The organism is Pseudomonas eucalypticola, from assembly GCF_013374995.1.
Lineage (GTDB): Bacteria > Pseudomonadota > Gammaproteobacteria > Pseudomonadales > Pseudomonadaceae > Aquipseudomonas > Aquipseudomonas eucalypticola.
On record NZ_CP056030.1, the window covers coordinates 1,440,655 to 1,456,663 of the forward strand.

19 protein-coding genes are annotated in these 16,009 nt (G+C 62.2%); 8 read left to right on the top strand and 11 right to left on the bottom strand.

What is annotated here, in order from left to right; translation table 11 throughout:
* Positions 1 to 56: 56 nt before the first annotated feature.
* From HWQ56_RS06615 to minC, 6 genes are all read right to left on the bottom strand, one after another.
* Positions 57 to 224, bottom strand: a complete 168-nt coding sequence (locus HWQ56_RS06615) for a hypothetical protein (RefSeq protein WP_176570071.1) — start codon at positions 222 to 224, stop codon at positions 57 to 59.
* 163 nt (positions 225 to 387) lie between these two features.
* Positions 388 to 1,677: a M18 family aminopeptidase gene (locus tag HWQ56_RS06620; RefSeq protein WP_158153871.1), complete on the bottom strand. Its 1,290-nt coding sequence runs from the start codon at positions 1,675 to 1,677 to the stop codon at positions 388 to 390.
* Between the two features lie 453 nt (positions 1,678 to 2,130).
* Positions 2,131 to 2,766, bottom strand: a complete 636-nt coding sequence (locus HWQ56_RS06625; RefSeq protein WP_158154389.1) for an RluA family pseudouridine synthase — start codon at positions 2,764 to 2,766, stop codon at positions 2,131 to 2,133.
* Between the two features lie 179 nt (positions 2,767 to 2,945).
* Positions 2,946 to 3,197, bottom strand: a complete 252-nt coding sequence (gene minE / locus HWQ56_RS06630) for a cell division topological specificity factor MinE (protein ID WP_008366588.1) — start codon at positions 3,195 to 3,197, stop codon at positions 2,946 to 2,948.
* The gene (gene minD / locus HWQ56_RS06635; protein ID WP_158154388.1) at positions 3,197 to 4,009 is read right to left on the bottom strand and encodes a septum site-determining protein MinD; all 813 of its coding nucleotides are present in this window, start codon (positions 4,007 to 4,009) and stop codon (positions 3,197 to 3,199) included. Before minD ends, minE begins: the two co-directional genes overlap by 1 nt.
* Before the next feature lie 139 nt (positions 4,010 to 4,148).
* Positions 4,149 to 4,883, bottom strand: coding sequence for a septum site-determining protein MinC (gene minC, locus HWQ56_RS06640; RefSeq protein ID WP_176570072.1), 735 nt, complete (start codon positions 4,881 to 4,883; stop codon positions 4,149 to 4,151).
* Positions 4,884 to 4,995: 112 nt separating this feature from the next.
* On the opposite strand from minC, the gene HWQ56_RS06645 reads away from it, so the two are divergent.
* Positions 4,996 to 5,931: a lipid A biosynthesis lauroyl acyltransferase gene (locus HWQ56_RS06645; RefSeq protein WP_158154386.1), complete on the top strand. Its 936-nt coding sequence runs from the start codon at positions 4,996 to 4,998 to the stop codon at positions 5,929 to 5,931.
* Between the two features lie 87 nt (positions 5,932 to 6,018).
* Here the strand turns inward: HWQ56_RS06645 and HWQ56_RS06650 are convergent, their stop codons facing one another.
* Both HWQ56_RS06650 and HWQ56_RS06655 read right to left on the bottom strand, forming a co-directional pair.
* Entirely contained in the window at positions 6,019 to 6,795 is a 777-nt protein-coding gene (locus HWQ56_RS06650; RefSeq protein WP_176570073.1) for an MlaA family lipoprotein, read from the bottom strand.
* Positions 6,788 to 8,086 (bottom strand): serine/threonine protein kinase, encoded by a 1,299-nt coding sequence (locus HWQ56_RS06655; RefSeq protein WP_158154384.1) that lies wholly within the window; start codon positions 8,084 to 8,086, stop codon positions 6,788 to 6,790. Before HWQ56_RS06655 ends, HWQ56_RS06650 begins: the two co-directional genes overlap by 8 nt.
* A 215-nt stretch (positions 8,087 to 8,301) precedes the next feature.
* On the opposite strand from HWQ56_RS06655, the gene HWQ56_RS06660 reads away from it, so the two are divergent.
* Positions 8,302 to 8,658, top strand: a complete 357-nt coding sequence (locus tag HWQ56_RS06660; protein ID WP_176570074.1) for a hypothetical protein — start codon at positions 8,302 to 8,304, stop codon at positions 8,656 to 8,658.
* A gap of 82 nt (positions 8,659 to 8,740) precedes the next feature.
* On the opposite strand, the gene HWQ56_RS06665 is transcribed toward HWQ56_RS06660, so the two are convergent.
* Positions 8,741 to 10,291, bottom strand: coding sequence for a glycoside hydrolase family 17 protein (locus tag HWQ56_RS06665; RefSeq protein WP_176570075.1), 1,551 nt, complete (start codon positions 10,289 to 10,291; stop codon positions 8,741 to 8,743).
* A 269-nt stretch (positions 10,292 to 10,560) separates the two neighbouring features.
* Here HWQ56_RS06665 and HWQ56_RS06670 point away from each other — a divergent pair, with 269 nt between their 5' ends.
* The 3 genes from HWQ56_RS06670 (at position 10,561) to HWQ56_RS06680 (ending at position 13,609) form a co-directional block, all read left to right on the top strand.
* On the top strand, positions 10,561 to 11,418 hold the full coding sequence (locus HWQ56_RS06670) for a glycine betaine ABC transporter substrate-binding protein (RefSeq protein WP_158154381.1): 858 nt from the start codon (positions 10,561 to 10,563) through the stop codon (positions 11,416 to 11,418).
* A gap of 224 nt (positions 11,419 to 11,642) precedes the next feature.
* Complete coding sequence (locus HWQ56_RS06675) at positions 11,643 to 11,954, top strand: DUF485 domain-containing protein (protein WP_158154380.1); 312 nt, start codon at positions 11,643 to 11,645, stop codon at positions 11,952 to 11,954.
* A complete protein-coding gene (locus HWQ56_RS06680) occupies positions 11,951 to 13,609 on the top strand; it encodes a cation acetate symporter (RefSeq protein WP_158154379.1) in 1,659 nt (552 codons plus the stop codon). The genes HWQ56_RS06675 and HWQ56_RS06680 overlap by 4 nt, the downstream gene beginning before the upstream one ends.
* A gap of 58 nt (positions 13,610 to 13,667) precedes the next feature.
* Here the strand turns inward: HWQ56_RS06680 and HWQ56_RS06685 are convergent, their stop codons facing one another.
* Positions 13,668 to 13,820, bottom strand: a complete 153-nt coding sequence (locus tag HWQ56_RS06685) for a DUF3309 family protein (RefSeq protein ID WP_009045034.1) — start codon at positions 13,818 to 13,820, stop codon at positions 13,668 to 13,670.
* A 222-nt stretch (positions 13,821 to 14,042) separates the two neighbouring features.
* On the opposite strand from HWQ56_RS06685, the gene HWQ56_RS06690 reads away from it, so the two are divergent.
* The 3 genes from HWQ56_RS06690 to csrA all read left to right on the top strand — a co-directional run bounded on the left by HWQ56_RS06690 (position 14,043) and on the right by csrA (position 15,650).
* Positions 14,043 to 14,864, top strand: a complete 822-nt coding sequence (locus HWQ56_RS06690) for an SDR family oxidoreductase (RefSeq protein ID WP_158154378.1) — start codon at positions 14,043 to 14,045, stop codon at positions 14,862 to 14,864.
* 63 nt (positions 14,865 to 14,927) lie between these two features.
* Positions 14,928 to 15,260, top strand: a complete 333-nt coding sequence (locus HWQ56_RS06695) for a YnfA family protein (RefSeq protein WP_158154377.1) — start codon at positions 14,928 to 14,930, stop codon at positions 15,258 to 15,260.
* A gap of 180 nt (positions 15,261 to 15,440) precedes the next feature.
* On the top strand, positions 15,441 to 15,650 hold the full coding sequence (gene csrA / locus HWQ56_RS06700; RefSeq protein WP_158154376.1) for a carbon storage regulator CsrA: 210 nt from the start codon (positions 15,441 to 15,443) through the stop codon (positions 15,648 to 15,650).
* Positions 15,651 to 15,656: 6 nt separating this feature from the next.
* Here the strand turns inward: csrA and HWQ56_RS06705 are convergent, their stop codons facing one another.
* Positions 15,657 to 15,884: a YheU family protein gene (locus HWQ56_RS06705; protein ID WP_158154375.1), complete on the bottom strand. Its 228-nt coding sequence runs from the start codon at positions 15,882 to 15,884 to the stop codon at positions 15,657 to 15,659.
* Positions 15,885 to 16,009 lie beyond the last annotated feature (125 nt).

Below are 16,009 nucleotides of genomic sequence, written 5' to 3' on the forward strand. Positions count from 1 at the left end.
CCGGGGCAATTCTAGATCAGGGCAGTGTACGAGGCGTGCCGGGGCAATGCGAGTGCTTAAGCGCCAATTCGGACGAGGATCTTGTACAGCACGATCCCCAGCAGGCAAAGCATGCCGAACCAGATCATCAGCACGCCCAGGTCGCGCTCGCGCAGGCTGAAACCGACGGTAAGCAGGCCAAGGCTGGCCATGACTTGCATGAGCAACAGGGTGAAATCGTCCATGATGCGCGTCCTTGTGGGAGGGCCTTCTACCAGTTTAGGCCTGGATGCGCGGTGGCACTTGATGTGCGTCATGTAAATGTGGGCTGCGCCGTTCGGCGCAGGGCCAGGCTTGCCAGCGAGCTTTTCGATGCAGCTCGCCGACAGCGGTGTGCAACCGAACGGGTTACGGCAGTTCGCGGCTGCGGTAGAAGGCTTCCAGCACCTTGACCAGATGAGCCAGGTCCTGGCTGCCGCACAGTTCGCGGATCGAGTGCATGGCGAAGGTCGGCAGGCCGATGTCCACGGTGCGCACGCCCAGGTGGCTGGCGGTGATCGGGCCGATGGTGGACCCACAGCCCATGTCACTGCGCACCACGAAGCTCTGCACCGGCACTTCCTCGGCCATGCACAAGTGGCGGAAGAAACCGGCGGTTTCGCTGTTGGTGGCGTAGCGCTGGTTGCTGTTGACCTTGATCACCGGGCCGGCGTTGAGTTTCGGGCCATGGTTGGCGTCGTGCTTGTCGGCGTAGTTGGGGTGCACGCCGTGGGCGTTGTCGGCCGACACCAGCAGCGAGCGCTGGATGGTGCGCACGAAATCGTCGCCGTCAGGCAGCAGGCGGCGCAGGGTCTGTTCCAGCATCGGGCCATCGGCGCCACAGGCCGAGCAGGAGCCGATTTCCTCGTGGTCGTTGGCCACGAACACGCAGGTTTCTTCGCTGTCGGCGTTGAGCAGGGCCTGCAGCGCGGCGTAGCACGACAGCAGGTTGTCCAGGCGCGCGCCAGCGATGAACTCGCCGTGCAGGCCGACGACGGCGGCGCTCTGGGTGTCGTAGAAGCTCAACTCGTAGTCCAGCACCACGTCGGCATTCAGGCCGTGCTCACGGGCCAACTGGTCAGTGAGCAGGGCGCGGAAGTCCGGGCGCTCGTCGCCGGCCACCTGGGCGAGGATTGGCGGTAATTCGTTCTGGGGGTTGATGGCCCAGCCCTGGTTCGCCTCGCGGTTGAGGTGGATGGCCAGGTTGGGGATGACGGCGATCGGCAGCTTGAAGTCCACCAGCTGGCTTTCCACCTTGCCGTCGCGGCGGAAGGTAACGCGGCCGGCCAGCGACAGGTCGCGGTCGAACCAGGGCGCCAGCAGCGCGCCGCCATACACTTCCACGCCCAGTTGCCAGAAGCCCTGGCGTTGCAGTTCGGGCTGCGGCTTGACGCGCAGGCACGGGCTATCGGTGTGGGCGCCTACCAGGCGGATACCGCCGATCAGCGGCGAATGACGGCCCAGCTTGATGGCGATGATCGAGGAGTCGTTGCGGGTCAGGTAATAGCGCCCGCCGGCCACGGTGGCCCAGGTGTCGCGCTCGTCGAGACGCTGGTAACCGGCGGCCTCCAGGCGCATGGCCAGGCTGGCGGTGGCGTGGAAGGGCGTGGGGGAGGCCTTGAGAAAATCGATCAGGCCCTGGTTCAAAGCTTCGCGCATAGGTGGCTCCAGACAGCAATGGCGCGAGTTTAACGTATTGACGCCGGCTTTGTGCGCTGACTTGAAACACCATGCGACGGCCCTGTGGGACCGGGCGAAGCTCGGGCAGGGTGGTGCCTGCTTCCCAGGCAAGCCTGGTCCCACACCCTTCGCGGCAGTGGGGTCAGTGAGGCAAAGCACTTAGCCCTGAAGGCATGGCAGGTCTAGCCGGAACTGGCCTGACGGCCCCCCTTCTGTGGGACTGGGCTTGCCCGGGCAGGGCGGTGCCTGCTTCCCAGGCAAGCCTGGTCCCACACCCTTCGCGGCAGTTGGGTCAGTGAGGCAAAGCACTTAGCCCTGGAGGCATGGCAGGTCTAGCCGGAACTGGCCTGACGGCCTCTCCTCTGTGGGACCGGGCTTGCCCGGGAAGGGCGCGCCGCGTAGTGCCTGCTCGTTCGACAGGGGAGCGGCAGATCAGAACGGCGCGGGGCACTCGAAACGTACGCGCTCGCCACTCACCGGGTGGGTGAAGCTCAGCATGCTGGCATGCAGGCATAGCCGCGGGTAGGCCGCCAGGGCCTCGGGGTGGGCGTACAGGCCGTCACCCAGCAGCGGGTGGCCGATGGAAAGCATGTGCACGCGCAACTGGTGCGAACGGCCGGTAATGGGCGTCAGCTCCACGCGGCACCAGTCACCGCAGCGCTCCAGCACTTTCCAGAAGGTCAGGGCATGCTTGCCCTGTTCGTGGTCGACCACGTGGCGCGGCTTGGTGGGCGGGTCGTAGCGCAGCGGCAGGTCGATGCTGCCACTGTCCAGGGCCGGTTGACCCCAGGCCAGCGCGGTGTAGGCCTTCTCGGTTTCGCGGTCATGAAACTGACGCGACAGCTCGCGGTGGGTATCGGCGTCCCGCGCCAGCAGGATGATGCCCGAGGTTTCCCAGTCCAGCCGGTGCACGATGCGCGCCTCGGGGAAGCCGTTTTCCTGCAGCCGGGTGATCAGGCAGTCCTTGTTGTCCTCTGCCCGGCCGGGCACCGACAGCAGCAGCGTAGGCTTGTTGATCACCAGGATGGCGGCGTCCTGGTGCAGGATTTCGATGTTCGACAGCGGCATTGAAGTTGTCTCGGTAAAAACGCCAACGGCGGTGAGGATCGACTTGAGACCCGTGGTGCCTGCTTCCCGAGCTTCACCCGGTCCCATTACGTATGGCATGTGGGACCGGGCGAAGCTCGGGAAACAGGCGGCACAGGCCTGCCGCCGATCCCCACCGCCGCGGGTACCGCCTGGCCGGATTAACGGTCAGGCAGGGTGATGTTGAGTTCCAGAATCGAACAGCTGCCCTGGTTTTCCAGTGCCACCTGCACATCCTCGTTGCCGATATTCACGTACTTGCGGATCACCTCGACCAGCTCTTTCTGCAGGGCTGGCAGGTAGTCCGGGGTACTGCGCTGGCCACGCTCGTGCGCCACGATGATCTGTAGACGCTCTTTCGCTACCGACGCGGTATTGACCTTTTTGGAACGAAAGAAGTCAAAAATGCTCATCAGTTGCCTCCAAAGAGCCGCTCAAAGAATCCTTTCTTCTGCTGTTCGAGGAAGCGGTGTTCCACGTTCTTGCCCAGCAGACGGTCGACGGCATCACTGTAGGCCTGGCCGGCGTCGCTCTGGTCGTCGAGGATCACCGGTACGCCCTGGTTGGAAGCTTTCAGCACTGCCTGGGATTCGGGGATGACACCCAGCAGGGTCACCGACAGGATTTCCTTGACGTCTTCCACGCCCAGCATCTCGCCCTTGCTCACGCGCTCGGGGTTGTAGCGGGTCAGCAGCAGGTGTTCCTTGATCGGGTCCTCACCTTTCTCGGCGCGGCGCGACTTGCTGGCCAGCAGGCCCAGCATGCGGTCGGAGTCACGTACCGAAGACACTTCGGGGTTGGTCACGACGATGGCCTCGTCGGCGAAGTACATCGCCAGGTGGGCACCGGTCTCGATACCGGCCGGCGAGTCGCAGACCACGTATTCGAAGGTTTCCTTGAGCTCCATCAGGACTTTTTCAACGCCTTCCTTGGTCAGCGCGTCCTTGTCGCGGGTCTGGCTGGCGGCCAGCACGTACAGGTTTTCAAGGCGCTTGTCCTTGATCAGGGCCTGCTGCAGGTTGGCTTCGCCGTTGACGACGTTGACGAAGTCGTACACCACGCGGCGTTCACAGCCCATGATCAGGTCGAGGTTGCGCAGGCCCACGTCGAAGTCGACGATGACTGTCTTGTGGCCACGCAGGGCCAGACCGGTACCGATGGCGGCGCTGGTGGTGGTCTTGCCCACACCACCTTTGCCGGATGTAACCACGAGAATCTTGGACAAGGTGTATCACCCCTAATGAAAAAGGATTGCTAGTCCCTGAATGAAAGCATGACTTGTAAACAACTGCAGTCGGCCCGCCAGTTAATGGCCATAAGCCGCCAAGTTTAAAAGTTTGTACGGAAAATGGCGGCAGTATCCGTTAAAGGCGGGTGATGTTCAACACATCACCAGACAAGCTGACTTGTACACCGGCCCCCCACAAGGGATCGCGCCGCAGGTCTTCGGACACCTTGTACTGGCCAGCGATGGATAATAGCTCGGCGCCCAGATACTGGCAGAAGATACGGGCCCTGGTATCGCCCTTGATACCCGCCAGGGCGCGGCCGCGCATCTGGCCGTACACATGGATGTTGCCGTCGGCCAGAAGTTCCGCACCGGAGCTGACCGTGGCCATGACCACCAGGTCGCCGCCCGGGGCGTATACCTGCTGGCCACTGCGCACGGGCAGGGTGATGATTTTGGTCGGGTTGACCACCGGCTTGGGCGGCTCCGGTGGCTTGGGCGGCTCCAGTTCGATGGTGCGCTCACGGGCACCCGACGGTGGCAGCACGGGCAGGTCGATGGCGATGGCGGCGGCGATGTCTTCGATCCGGCTGGCGCGAATGGCCAGCGTGCGCAGGCCGTGCTGGCGGCACACGCGCATCAGCCCGGGCAGGTCGACAGCGCCTTCGCTGGCCGGCAGTTTGTCCAGCGCCAGCACCAGCGGCGTGTTGCTGAAGAAATTCGGGGCCTGGGCGACCTTGGCCGCCAATTGGCGATCCAGCCCTTCAAGGTTGTTGCGGGCCAGTTCCAGAACGGTAATGGCGAGCATGCTGCCCTTGAGCTGGAACACGTTTTCCTGGTCTAGCGGTTCGGTCTGGGTCATGGTCGGCAAAACGGCGCCTTGTAACGAAAAGTGCCGAGACTTATAACGAGAACGCCCGCCAGCCGCAAGCCGGGCGAACCCATGTAGAATGCGCGGCCATGTTGTCTGTCCGGAATCTGTAATGGATCGCCCGCGTTTTACCCGTACCTTTCTACATCCGCGTTTCTGGCCGCTGCTGCTGGGCCTGGGCCTGCTTTGGCTGACCGTGCAGCTGCCATACCGCGTACTGCTGGTCATTGGCCGCCTGCTCGGCCTGGGCATGTACCGCGTTGCTGGGGAACGCCGCCGTATCGCGGCGCGAAACCTGGAGCTGTGCTTCCCCGAACTACCGCTCGTCGAAAGACAGCGTTTGCTCAAGGAAAATTTCGTTTCCACCGGCATCGCGTTCTTCGAAATGGCCATGAGTTGGTGGTGGCCAAAGGCCCGCCTGGCGCGGCTTGCGCACATCGAGGGGCTGGAACATTTGCAGGCGGCGCAGCAGGCTGGCGAGGGTGCCATTCTGATGGCCCTGCACTTCACGACCCTGGAAATCGGTGCGGCCCTGCTGGGCCAGCGCCATACCATCGACGGCATGTACCGGGAGCACAAGAACCCGCTGTTCGACTACGTCCAGCGCCAGGGGCGCGAGCGTCACAACCTGGACTCCCTGGCGGTGGAACGCGAAGACGTGCGGGGCATGCTCAAGCTGCTGCGCAAGGGCCGGGCCATCTGGTACGCGCCAGACCAGGACTACGGTGCCAAGCAGGGGATCTTCGTACCGCTGTTCGGCATTCCTGCGGCCACGGTGACGGCCACCACCAAATTCGCCCGCCTGGGCAAGGCGCGGGTGATTCCGTTCACCCAGCAGCGCCTGGCTGATGGCAGTGGTTACCGGTTGGTGATCCATCCGCCGCTGGAAGACTTCCCCGGGGAAAGCGAAGAAGCTGACTGCCTGCGCATCAACCAGTGGGTGGAAGCGTCGATCCGTGAGTGCCCCGAGCAATACCTGTGGGCACACCGGCGTTTCAAGTCGCGGCCGCCCGGGTCGCCGAAGCTGTACGAAAAGCGCCGCCGCTGACGGACGCTACCCCAATGGGATGGACTTGACCCTGCAGTACCGGGCGAAGCTCGGTCCTGCAGGAATCCTCTGCTGCAAGGGCTGGGATTACTCGGCGATCTGCAGCTTGCGCGACTCGGTGTAGATGTAGCGCACTTTCTCATACTCGAACGGCGAGTTCAGCGAGCCATAGCGGAAGCTGGTGGTGTAGCGCTTGTCCACGGCGCGCAACGCCCAGATTTCCGGGTGGCGACTGCTTTCCTGCGACACGTTGAGGAAGTTGATCTGCGACTCGGCACCGTAGTCGAACAGCAGGCCGGTGGTGTCACGCAGGTTCGACGGGCCGAAGATCGGCAACACCAGGTACGGGCCGCCGGGCACGCCGTAGAAGCCCAGGGTCTGGCCGAAGTCCTCGGTCTGGTGTTGCAGGCCCATCTTGGTGGCCGGGTCCCACAGGCCAGCGATACCGACGGTGGTGTTGAGCAGCAGGCGGCCGGTGATTTCCAGCGAGCGCTTACCCTTGAGCTGCAACAGGCTGTTGACCAGGTTCGGCACGTCACCCAGGTTGCTGAAGAAGTTGCTCACGCCGGTGCGCAGGAAGCTGGGGGTCACGTAGCGGTAGCCATTGACCACGGGCAGGAACACCCATTCATCGAACCGATAGTTGAAGTGGTACACGCGCCGGTTCCAGTTCTCCAGCGGGTCGTACACGTTCAGCGCGGTGAGGCTGGCACGTTCGAATTCACGTTGGTCCAGCCCCGGGTTGAACGTGAGCTGCTTGAGCGGCTCGGTGAAACCGTCCCCGTCGACCGGGGTGGTGGTGTCGTCGGCGTGGGCCATGCCGGCGCACAGCAGTGCGGCGGCCAGGAATAAAGTCTTAGCCACGGAAGAACTCCAGCATGGCGTCGGCGTTGACGCGGTAGTTGAGGTTGCCGCAATGGCCACCGTGCGGGTAAACGGTCAGGCGATCACCGAAGGTCTTGCGCAGGAAACCCAGGTCGCCCGGGCCGAGGATGATGTCGTCGGCGTTGTGCATCACAGCGATTTTCGGGCTGTCGTGCAAGTAGTCCTTCAAGGCGTACAGGCTCACCTGGTCCACCAGTTGCAGCAGGCTGCCACCGTCCGTGCGGGCGCGCCACATGGGGATGACCTGGTCGGTCAGGTAGCAGTCGAAATCACACTGCAGCGCGCGCTTGAGGAACGGCGCCAGGCTGGTGCCCTCGCTGATCGGAAACTTGGGCGGGGTGATCAGCCCGCGGCGGTTGATCAGGTCGGAGGTAAAGGCGATATCGGCCGCCGAGAAGCGGAACGAGGTACCGATCAGCATGGCCATCTGTTCGTTGGACAGGTGCTGCTTGGATTGCTGAATGTCGTACAGCAACGCATCGTTGAGGTCGATGTAGCCCTTCTGCTGGAAATAGCGCGTGAGCTTCTGCAGCACCACTTCGTAGAACGTCGTGGTGTTGCTGATGCCCTTGACCTGCGCCTGCACCAGCTTGTCGAGGTTGCTGATGGAGGTATACAGGTTCACCGGCGGGTTGAGCAGCAGCACTTTCTTGAAGTTGAAACTGCGGCGTGTTTCATCCAGTTGGCTGACAAAGGCCGCGTCCAGCGCACCCAGGCTGTAGCCGGTCAGGTAATAGTCGGTGACCGCCAGCTTGGGATGCTGGGCACGCACGGCCTGCATCACGCGGTACAGGTCTTCGGCGTCTTCCTTGGTGACCCCTGGGGTGGCGAACCGCGAGGCGGCGCTCATGAAGTCATAGCTGGTGGGCGATGACAACTGCACCACGTGGTAGCCGGCCTGGTAATAGAGCTTCTTCAGGTACTCGTTCAGGCTGCTGTTATACGGGGCACCCGTACCGGCGATGAGGAAAATCAGCGGCGCGGCGTGGTCCTGGGTGGCCATGCGGTAATGCAGCTTTTTCACGGCCCAGAAGTTGTCCGGCAGGGTGAACTCGCGTTCAGGACGCAGGTTCAGGGTGTAGTCCGACTGCTTGATGTCGTCGTCCACCGGCAACTTGGGCCGCAGGTCCGGTGGGGTCGAGGCGATGGTGGCTTCGAACGGATTGGTCAGCGGGTAGCCATAGCTGGCGGCGTCGATATCTTTGGCCAGCGCGGACGCACTCAGAATGAGGCCGCCCACGAGGGCAGCGAAGTGCAATATTCGAAGCATGACGGAGCCCCTAAAAAGGCGAAAGCAAAGTGAAGTACGCAGCCTCTGACAACCGCGCTGGTGGCAAGTTGCCAAGGATGGATGCATTTGGCACGCAAAATATTGTACGGCTGTGATACATCCTGCAGACACAATAGCCCGTGCCGGGGATTTCACCTTGCATAACGGGTGCGGACCGTTATTCTTGGCGCCGATTTTCCCTTCCGGAGTGTGCCATGTCCCGCCGTACGTCGCTGATCGTGCTTTTTGTCCTGGTTGCCCTCAGCCTGGCGGCCAGTTATGGCGTGCGCTATGGGCTGATGGAAGACGCCCGCTGGGTGGGGTTGTGCAGCGACGAGGCCGGGCGGTGGGAGTGCCAGCTGCGTTCGGGCCTGGGCTACCTGATTCACTTCCGGGTCATCGCCATCGCGGCGCTGGTCACCTCGGTGGTGGCGTTCTTCGTTCCGCGCTGCCTGGGCTGGTGGCTGGCGGCCCTGGCGCTGGTCATCGGCATCCCGGCGCTGGTGCTCTACAGCGCCAGCCTGGCGGTGTTCGCGGTGGTGATTGCTGGCTTGCGCCTGGTTCGCCGCTGAGCGGCCGCTCCAGCGGGTTCCCGAGCTTCGCCTGGTCTAGCAGGTAGTCTCCTCGCAGGACCGGGCAAAGCTCGCAAAGGGCTTAGCGCGAAACCTTCAAGCTGCGCAGCAGCGCACCCGCCATCAATACGCTGACAAGCGCCCAGCCCCAGGCCTGCTGATTCTGCAGCCCTTCGATAGCCAGCTGCACCGGTATGCCCACCGCCACGACGGCGGAAACGAAGCGGGCCTCGGGCTTGCGCACGGCCACCGGGCGCAGGAGGTATACCAGCGCCGGCAATACCAGGGCGGCGCTCGGGAAACTGCGGTAGCGGGCGTCGAAGACCAGCGCCAGCATCATCACTGCAGCCGCGAACCCCGCGCCGGCCAGCCACCAGTCAGCCCGGCGTTCCAGCCAGGCAAACAGGCGCTCGCGCCAGCCGCCGCGCGCTGCCAGGGCCAAGGTGCCATGGGCCAGCACCACCAGGTTCAGGCCCACCAGCAGCAGCGCCCACACCCACTCCTCGGCAAAGCGCGCGTTGATGCGCACCAGTTCGCCCCAGGCGCCCAGGCTGCCCGCGCCCACGGCGGCGACCAGCGGCAGCAGCAAGGCGCTGCGGCGGTTGTCCACGCGGCCGGCAAACACCAGGGTCGCCAGCCACAGCACCACGCCAGCGCCCAACCACTGCGGCCAGAAGGGCACATTGGTGACCGGGCCCTGCAGTACGCCCTTGTCCTGGCGGTCGGCATCGAACAGGCCCCAGTAGCCACCTACCGCGCCTTCACTCGCACGCTTCCAGGGCTGGTCAAAGGCTTCGATCAGGTTGTAGTGCCAGCCGCGCTGTTCGGCCATCGTTACCACGCCGCGGATGAACCGTGCTTCATTCACCCGGCTGGGCAGGGCGGTCTCGCGCTGGCGCCCCTCGCTGGGCCAGCCCGTCTCGCCGATCAAGATGTCCTTGGGCGCGAACAGCTTGGCGAATTTGTCGTGCACGTCGGCCACGTGGGCGAGGGCGGCGTCAATGCCGGTAGGGTTGTCTTCCCAATAGGGCAGCAGGTGGATGGTCAGGAAGTCCACCGCCGGCGCCACTTCCGGGTATTGCAACCAGAAGTCCCAGACGTCGGCATAGGTCACGGGCTGTTTGACCTGGCGCTTCACCTCGCCGATCAGCCGTGCCAGTTGCTTGCCAGTGACTTCCTTGCGCAGCAAGGTCTCGTTGCCGACGATCACCGCCGTCACCACGTCCTGGTTCTCGTTGGCCGCCTTGATCAGCGCCTTGATTTCCTTGCCCGTGTCCACCGGGTTGCCATTGACCCAGGCCCCTATCATCAACTTCAGGCCGTGCTTGCGGGCAATGGCCGGAATGCCTTCCAGCCCGGTCATGGAGTAGGTACGAATGCACTCGAAGCGCGTGGCCAGCAACGCCAGGTCGGCGTCCATGCGCTCGGGACGCAGGGTGAACGGTTGGTCGAAGGGCGACTGGTCTTTGTCGAACGGCGTGTAGGAGGCGCATTGCAGCTTGTGGGTGGCCGTGGCGGCGTCCGGCAGTACCACCGGTCTGCCCAGGTCGTACCAGAAACCGACGAGGGCAAGCAGGCCGAGCAAACAGGCGAGCAGGTAGGGCGACAGCGTTGAGCGGGCAGTGGCAGGCATCGTCTATTTTCGTCAGGCAACAAAGCCGCGCATGTTACCTGTATTTGCGTGAATCCAGCGCATTTGCCATGCAAAGTTCGGGCAGGCCAGTGGAGACGGTGGTCGCTACTGGCATAGTGATGTCGTTTCTCGCTGTATCGAGGTCGCAGCCAGAGCAGGATGCTCCAGGCATGAGGTTGATCATCAAGGTGCAGTCCATGGCGTCTTGCCCGCGCCGCACACGATCGATGCTCGACCCTCGTCGAGCGCAGCCTTTTGGGGAAGTCTGGATGAATATGCGAAAAATGCTGGGGGCGGCCGCCGCTCTCGTACTTGCTACAAGTTCGACCCTGGCCAGCGCCGATAGCAAACCTGAGTTGAGCATCGGCTACGTCGATGGCTGGTCCGACAGCGTCGCCACCACGAACGTGGCCGCGCAAGTGATCGAGCAGAAGCTTGGCTATAAGGTGAAACTGCAGGCGGTGGCGACCGGGATCATGTGGCAGGGTGTCGCCACCGGCAAACTGGACGCCATGCTCTCGGCCTGGCTGCCCGTGACCCACGGCGAGTACTGGACGAAGAACAAAGACAAGGTGGTCGACTACGGCCCCAACTTCAAGGACGCCAAGATCGGCCTGATCGTGCCGGAATACGTTACCGCCAAGTCCGTCGCCGACCTCAAGACCGATACCAGCTTCAAGAACAAGATCGTCGGCATCGACGCAGGTTCCGGCGTGATGCTCAAGACCGACCAGGCCATCAAGGACTACGACCTGACGGGCTACAAGCTGCAGGCCAGCTCTGGCGCCGCCATGACCGCCGAACTGGGCCGCGCTTACGACAAGCATGAGTCCATCGCCGTGACCGGTTGGGTGCCGCACTGGATGTTCGCCAAGTGGAAGCTGCGTTTCCTCGACGACCCGAAAGGCGTTTATGGCGCGGCCGAGACAGTCAACAGCATTGGCAGCAAGGAACTGGCCACCAAGGCACCTGAAGTCGCCACGTTCCTGAAAAACTTCCACTGGAACTCCAAGGACGAAATCGGCGAAGTGATGCTGGCCATTCAAGACGGCGCCAAACCCGAAGCCGCGGCCAAGGATTGGGTGGCCAAACACCCTGACCGTGTTGCCGAATGGACTGCCAAATAATCAACTGACCGCTCTACATCGCAACTTCCAGAGCCGCCGGGGTTTATTGCCCCGGCGGCTTTTCAGTGTCATGGGGAATGCTTTTTATTGTCATAGTTAGCTATGCAAGTTTTCCGAGTGGCAAAGTCGTAATGTCGATCTAATACTAAGGTCGTCTGGAGCGTCTTCCACAGCAGCCTAAAGTGGAATAGTTCCACCCCATCTGTGCTGCGAGGACAAAAACAATGAACGACAGCATTTACCTATCGATACAAAACAGCCCGCGCTTCAAGGAGCTGGTGCAAAAACGTGAACGGTTCGCCTGGATACTCTCGGCGATCATGCTCGGGCTCTATTCCGCGTTCATTCTGTTGATCGCTTACGGCCCCCATATACTCGGGGCAAAACTGTCCGCGGGCTCTTCGATCACCTGGGGCATTCCTATCGGTGTCGGGTTGATTCTCAGTGCCTTCGTGCTGACCGGCATTTACGTGCGCCGGGCCAATGGCGAGTTTGATGACCTGAACAACGAAATCCTGCGGGAGGCACAACAATGATCAAGCGATTATTGGCCAGCCTGGGCCTGTTGGCATTCGCCCCGGCACTGTTCGCCGCCGATGCCATTACCGGCGCCGTGCAAAAACAGCCGCTCAATGTCTCCGCCATCGTCATGTTCGTGGTGTTCGTCGGCGCAACCTTGTGCATTACTTACTGGGCATCCAAGCGCAACAAGTCGGCGGCCGATTATTACGCCGCGGGCGGGCGCATCACCGGCTTCCAGAACGGCCTGGCCATCGCCGGCGATTACATGTCGGCAGCCTCGTTCCTGGGTATCTCGGCACTGGTGTTCACGTCCGGCTATGACGGGCTGATCTACTCCATCGGTTTCCTGGTGGGCTGGCCGATCATTCTGTTCCTGATCGCCGAGCGCCTGCGCAACCTGGGCAAGTATACCTTCGCCGACGTCGCCTCCTACCGCCTCAAGCAGACCGAGATCCGTACCTTGTCCGCCTGCGGTTCCCTGGTGGTGGTTGCGTTCTACCTGATCGCGCAGATGGTCGGCGCCGGCAAGCTGATCCAGTTGCTATTCGGCCTGGACTACCACGTGGCCGTGGTGCTGGTCGGCATCCTGATGTGCCTGTACGTGTTGTTCGGCGGCATGCTGGCCACCACCTGGGTGCAGATCATCAAGGCAGTGTTGCTGCTCTCTGGTGCCACCTTCATGGCCCTCATGGTGATGAAGCACGTCAACTTCGACTTCAACACCCTGTTCTCCGAAGCCATCAAGGTTCACCCCAAAGGTGAAGCCATCATGAGCCCCGGCGGGCTGGTCAAAGACCCGATCTCGGCGTTTTCCCTGGGCTTGGCGCTGATGTTCGGTACCGCTGGCCTGCCGCATATCCTGATGCGTTTCTTCACCGTTTCCGACGCCAAGGAAGCGCGCAAGAGCGTGCTGTATGCCACAGGATTCATCGGCTACTTCTACATCCTGACCTTCATCATCGGTTTCGGCGCCATTCTGCTGGTCAGCACCAACCCGGCGTTCAAGGACGCTGCGGGCGCCTTACTCGGCGGCAACAACATGGCAGCGGTGCATCTGGCCAACGCCGTGGGCGGTAGCGTGTTCCTGGGCTTCATCTCGGCAGTGGCCTTCGCCACCATCCTGGCAGTGGTCGCCGGCCTGACCCTGGCCGGTGCCTCGGCAGTGTCCCATGACCTGTACGCCAGCGTGATCAAGAAGGGCAAGGCCAACGAGAAGGAAGAGATTCGCGTCTCCAAGATCACCACCATCGCCCTGGGGATCCTGGCCATTGGCCTGGGTATCCTGTTCGAGAACCAGAACATCGCATTCATGGTGGGCCTGGCATTCTCGATCGCCGCCAGTTGCAACTTCCCGGTGCTGTTCCTTTCCATGTACTGGAAGCGCTTGACCACCCGCGGCGCCATGATCGGTGGTTGGCTGGGCTTGATCAGCGCCGTGGGGCTGATGATTCTGGGCCCGACCATCTGGGTGCAGATCCTGGGGCATGAAAAGGCCATTTACCCCTACGAATACCCGGCGCTGTTCTCCATGATCATTGCGTTCGTGGGCATCTGGTTCTTCTCCATCACCGACAAGTCCAAGGCTGCGGCCGACGAGCAGGCGCTGTTCATGCCACAGTTCGTGCGTTCGCAAACCGGCCTGGGTGCCAGTGGGGCTGTGGCCCACTGATTTCATCGGGCATGAAAAAAGGCAGCCAAGGCTGCCTTTTTTCATGGAACGCTAGCGTTTATATCCTGCCAAGCAATACCAATATCAGCAGGACCACCAATACCACGCCGATAATGCCCGACGGCCCGTAACCCCAGCTTCTGGAGTGTGGAAATACAGGAAGACCACCGATCAACAGCAGGATGAGGATGATGATAAGTATGGTGCCCATGGCGTTTTCCTTATTCGACGTTTAGGGTGCAGGTTTTTAGCGTCAGTGAAAACCTTGACCGCTTAATACCTCGGACTACGCGTCGCTGAGAAAAGTGCAAATTATTTTAACGGTCGTCTGCCGATTGTTTGCTTCACCCATTCACTAACCTGATGGTGAATGAGCCGCTGATGTTCCTTCACTAGACTGCCCCTACCATTCAAGAACAACGGGGCATGGGCTATGCACAACCGCATGATGATCACTGGCGCCGGCTCGGGGTTGGGCCGCGAAATTGCCTTGCGCTGGGCGCGCGAGGGCTGGCAGTTGGCATTGTCCGACGTCAACGAGGCGGGGTTGCAGGAAACCCTGCGCCTGGTCCGCGAGGCGGGGGGCGACGGCTTCGTGCAGCGCTGCGATGTGCGTGACTACAGCCAGCTGACCGCCTTGGCCCAGGCGTGCGAAGAGAAACTGGGCGGCATCGACGTGATCGTCAACAACGCCGGCGTGGCCTCGGGGGGCTTTTTCAGTGAGCTGCAGCTGGAGGACTGGGACTGGCAGATCGCGATCAACCTCATGGGCGTGGTCAAGGGCTGCAAGGCGTTCCTGCCTCTGCTGGAACAGAGCAAGGGCACCATCATCAACATCGCGTCCATGGCGGCGCTGATGCAAGGCCCGGCCATGAGCAACTACAACGTCGCCAAGGCAGGCGTCCTGGCCTTGTCCGAAAGCCTGCTGGCCGAACTGCGCGAACAGGAAGTGCGGGTGCACGTGGTATGCCCGTCCTTCTTCCAGACTAACCTGCTGGACTCCTTCCGCGGCCCTACGCCGGCCATGAAAGCCCAGGTGGGCAAGTTGCTGGAAAGCTCGCCTATCAGTGCCGCCGACATCGCTGACTACATCTTCCAGCGCGTGGCCGCGGGCGAGTTCATGATCCTGCCCCACGAGCAGGGGCGCATGGCCTGGCAGCTCAAGCAGCAGAACCCGCAATTGCTCTATGACGAAATGGCCAGCATGGCGGAAAAGATGCGCGCCAAGGCTCGCCAAGGGCGCAGCGGCGAATAGGCTTGGCGTATCCTTGAGCACCCGGGCCAGGCGCCCGGGTTTTTTTCGCCCAAGGAGGCCTGCGTGCTCAACTACCTGTGGTTTTTCCTCGCCGCGCTCTTCGAGATTGCCGGCTGTTATGCCTTCTACCTGTGGTTGCGGCTGGGCAAGAGCGCCTGGTGGATCGCCCCTGCGCTGCTCAGCCTGACCTGTTTCGGCCTGCTGCTGACCCGCGTCGAAGCGGCGTACGCCGGCCGCGCCTATGCCGCCTATGGTGGCCTTTACATCATTACGTCGCTGGCCTGGCTAGCGGTGGTGGAGCGCGTGCGTCCGTCCGGCAGCGACTGGTGGGGGGCTGCGTTTTGCGTGGTGGGCGCCAGCATCATTCTGTGGGGGCCGAGGTTGCAGAGTTCATGACCGTGCAACTTTATTCAATGGTGTTTAATTGTATGCATCCGTCCGGTAATTACTAAGAAAGGTCTGTAGTCCTTTTCAATTCGCACCTGTAGGGCATCCCTCTTTTAGCGTGGATGCATTGATAGTGCCGCCTTCGCGGCGCAGTCTCGTTACTCATTCAAATGGATTGAGAGCGGGACAATGTTGGTGCTGACACGGGTAGTGGGGGAGACGATCGTCATCGGTGACGATGTATGGGTGAAGATCCTGGAAGTGCGGGGCAGTCATGTTCGACTGGGGGTTCAGGCGCCCAGGAATGTCGATATCCACCGGGCGGAGGTCCATCGACGAATACAGGCGCAGATGGCGAGGCAGGCAGGTGAACTGCCTGCCGAGGAGGAGGCTTCCTGACCGGCGTCAGTCGAACAGCTCACGGGGGATATCGTGCTTGAGCATCAGCGTGCACTGCTGGCTTTCGGGGTCGAAGACGATGAAGGCCTGGGCCTTGGCCAGGGCATGGCGCACGCGTTCCACGCGGGTCTGCAGCGGGGTTTCGTCGCCGTTGTCGGTGCCGTCACGGGTGACGAAATCCTCGATGAGCAGGGTGAGGGTTTCGGGTGACAGTTGGTCGTGGGGGATCAGCATGGTGGCTCTCGCAAAGGGTCAGCAATGCTAGCACAGCTCTGCGGGCTGCCAGCCATCCTGTGGTGACGCTGGGTAGAGGGTGCTTGCGGTGTACCCGGTGCTGGGCGGTGCGTGTGACGCGGCCG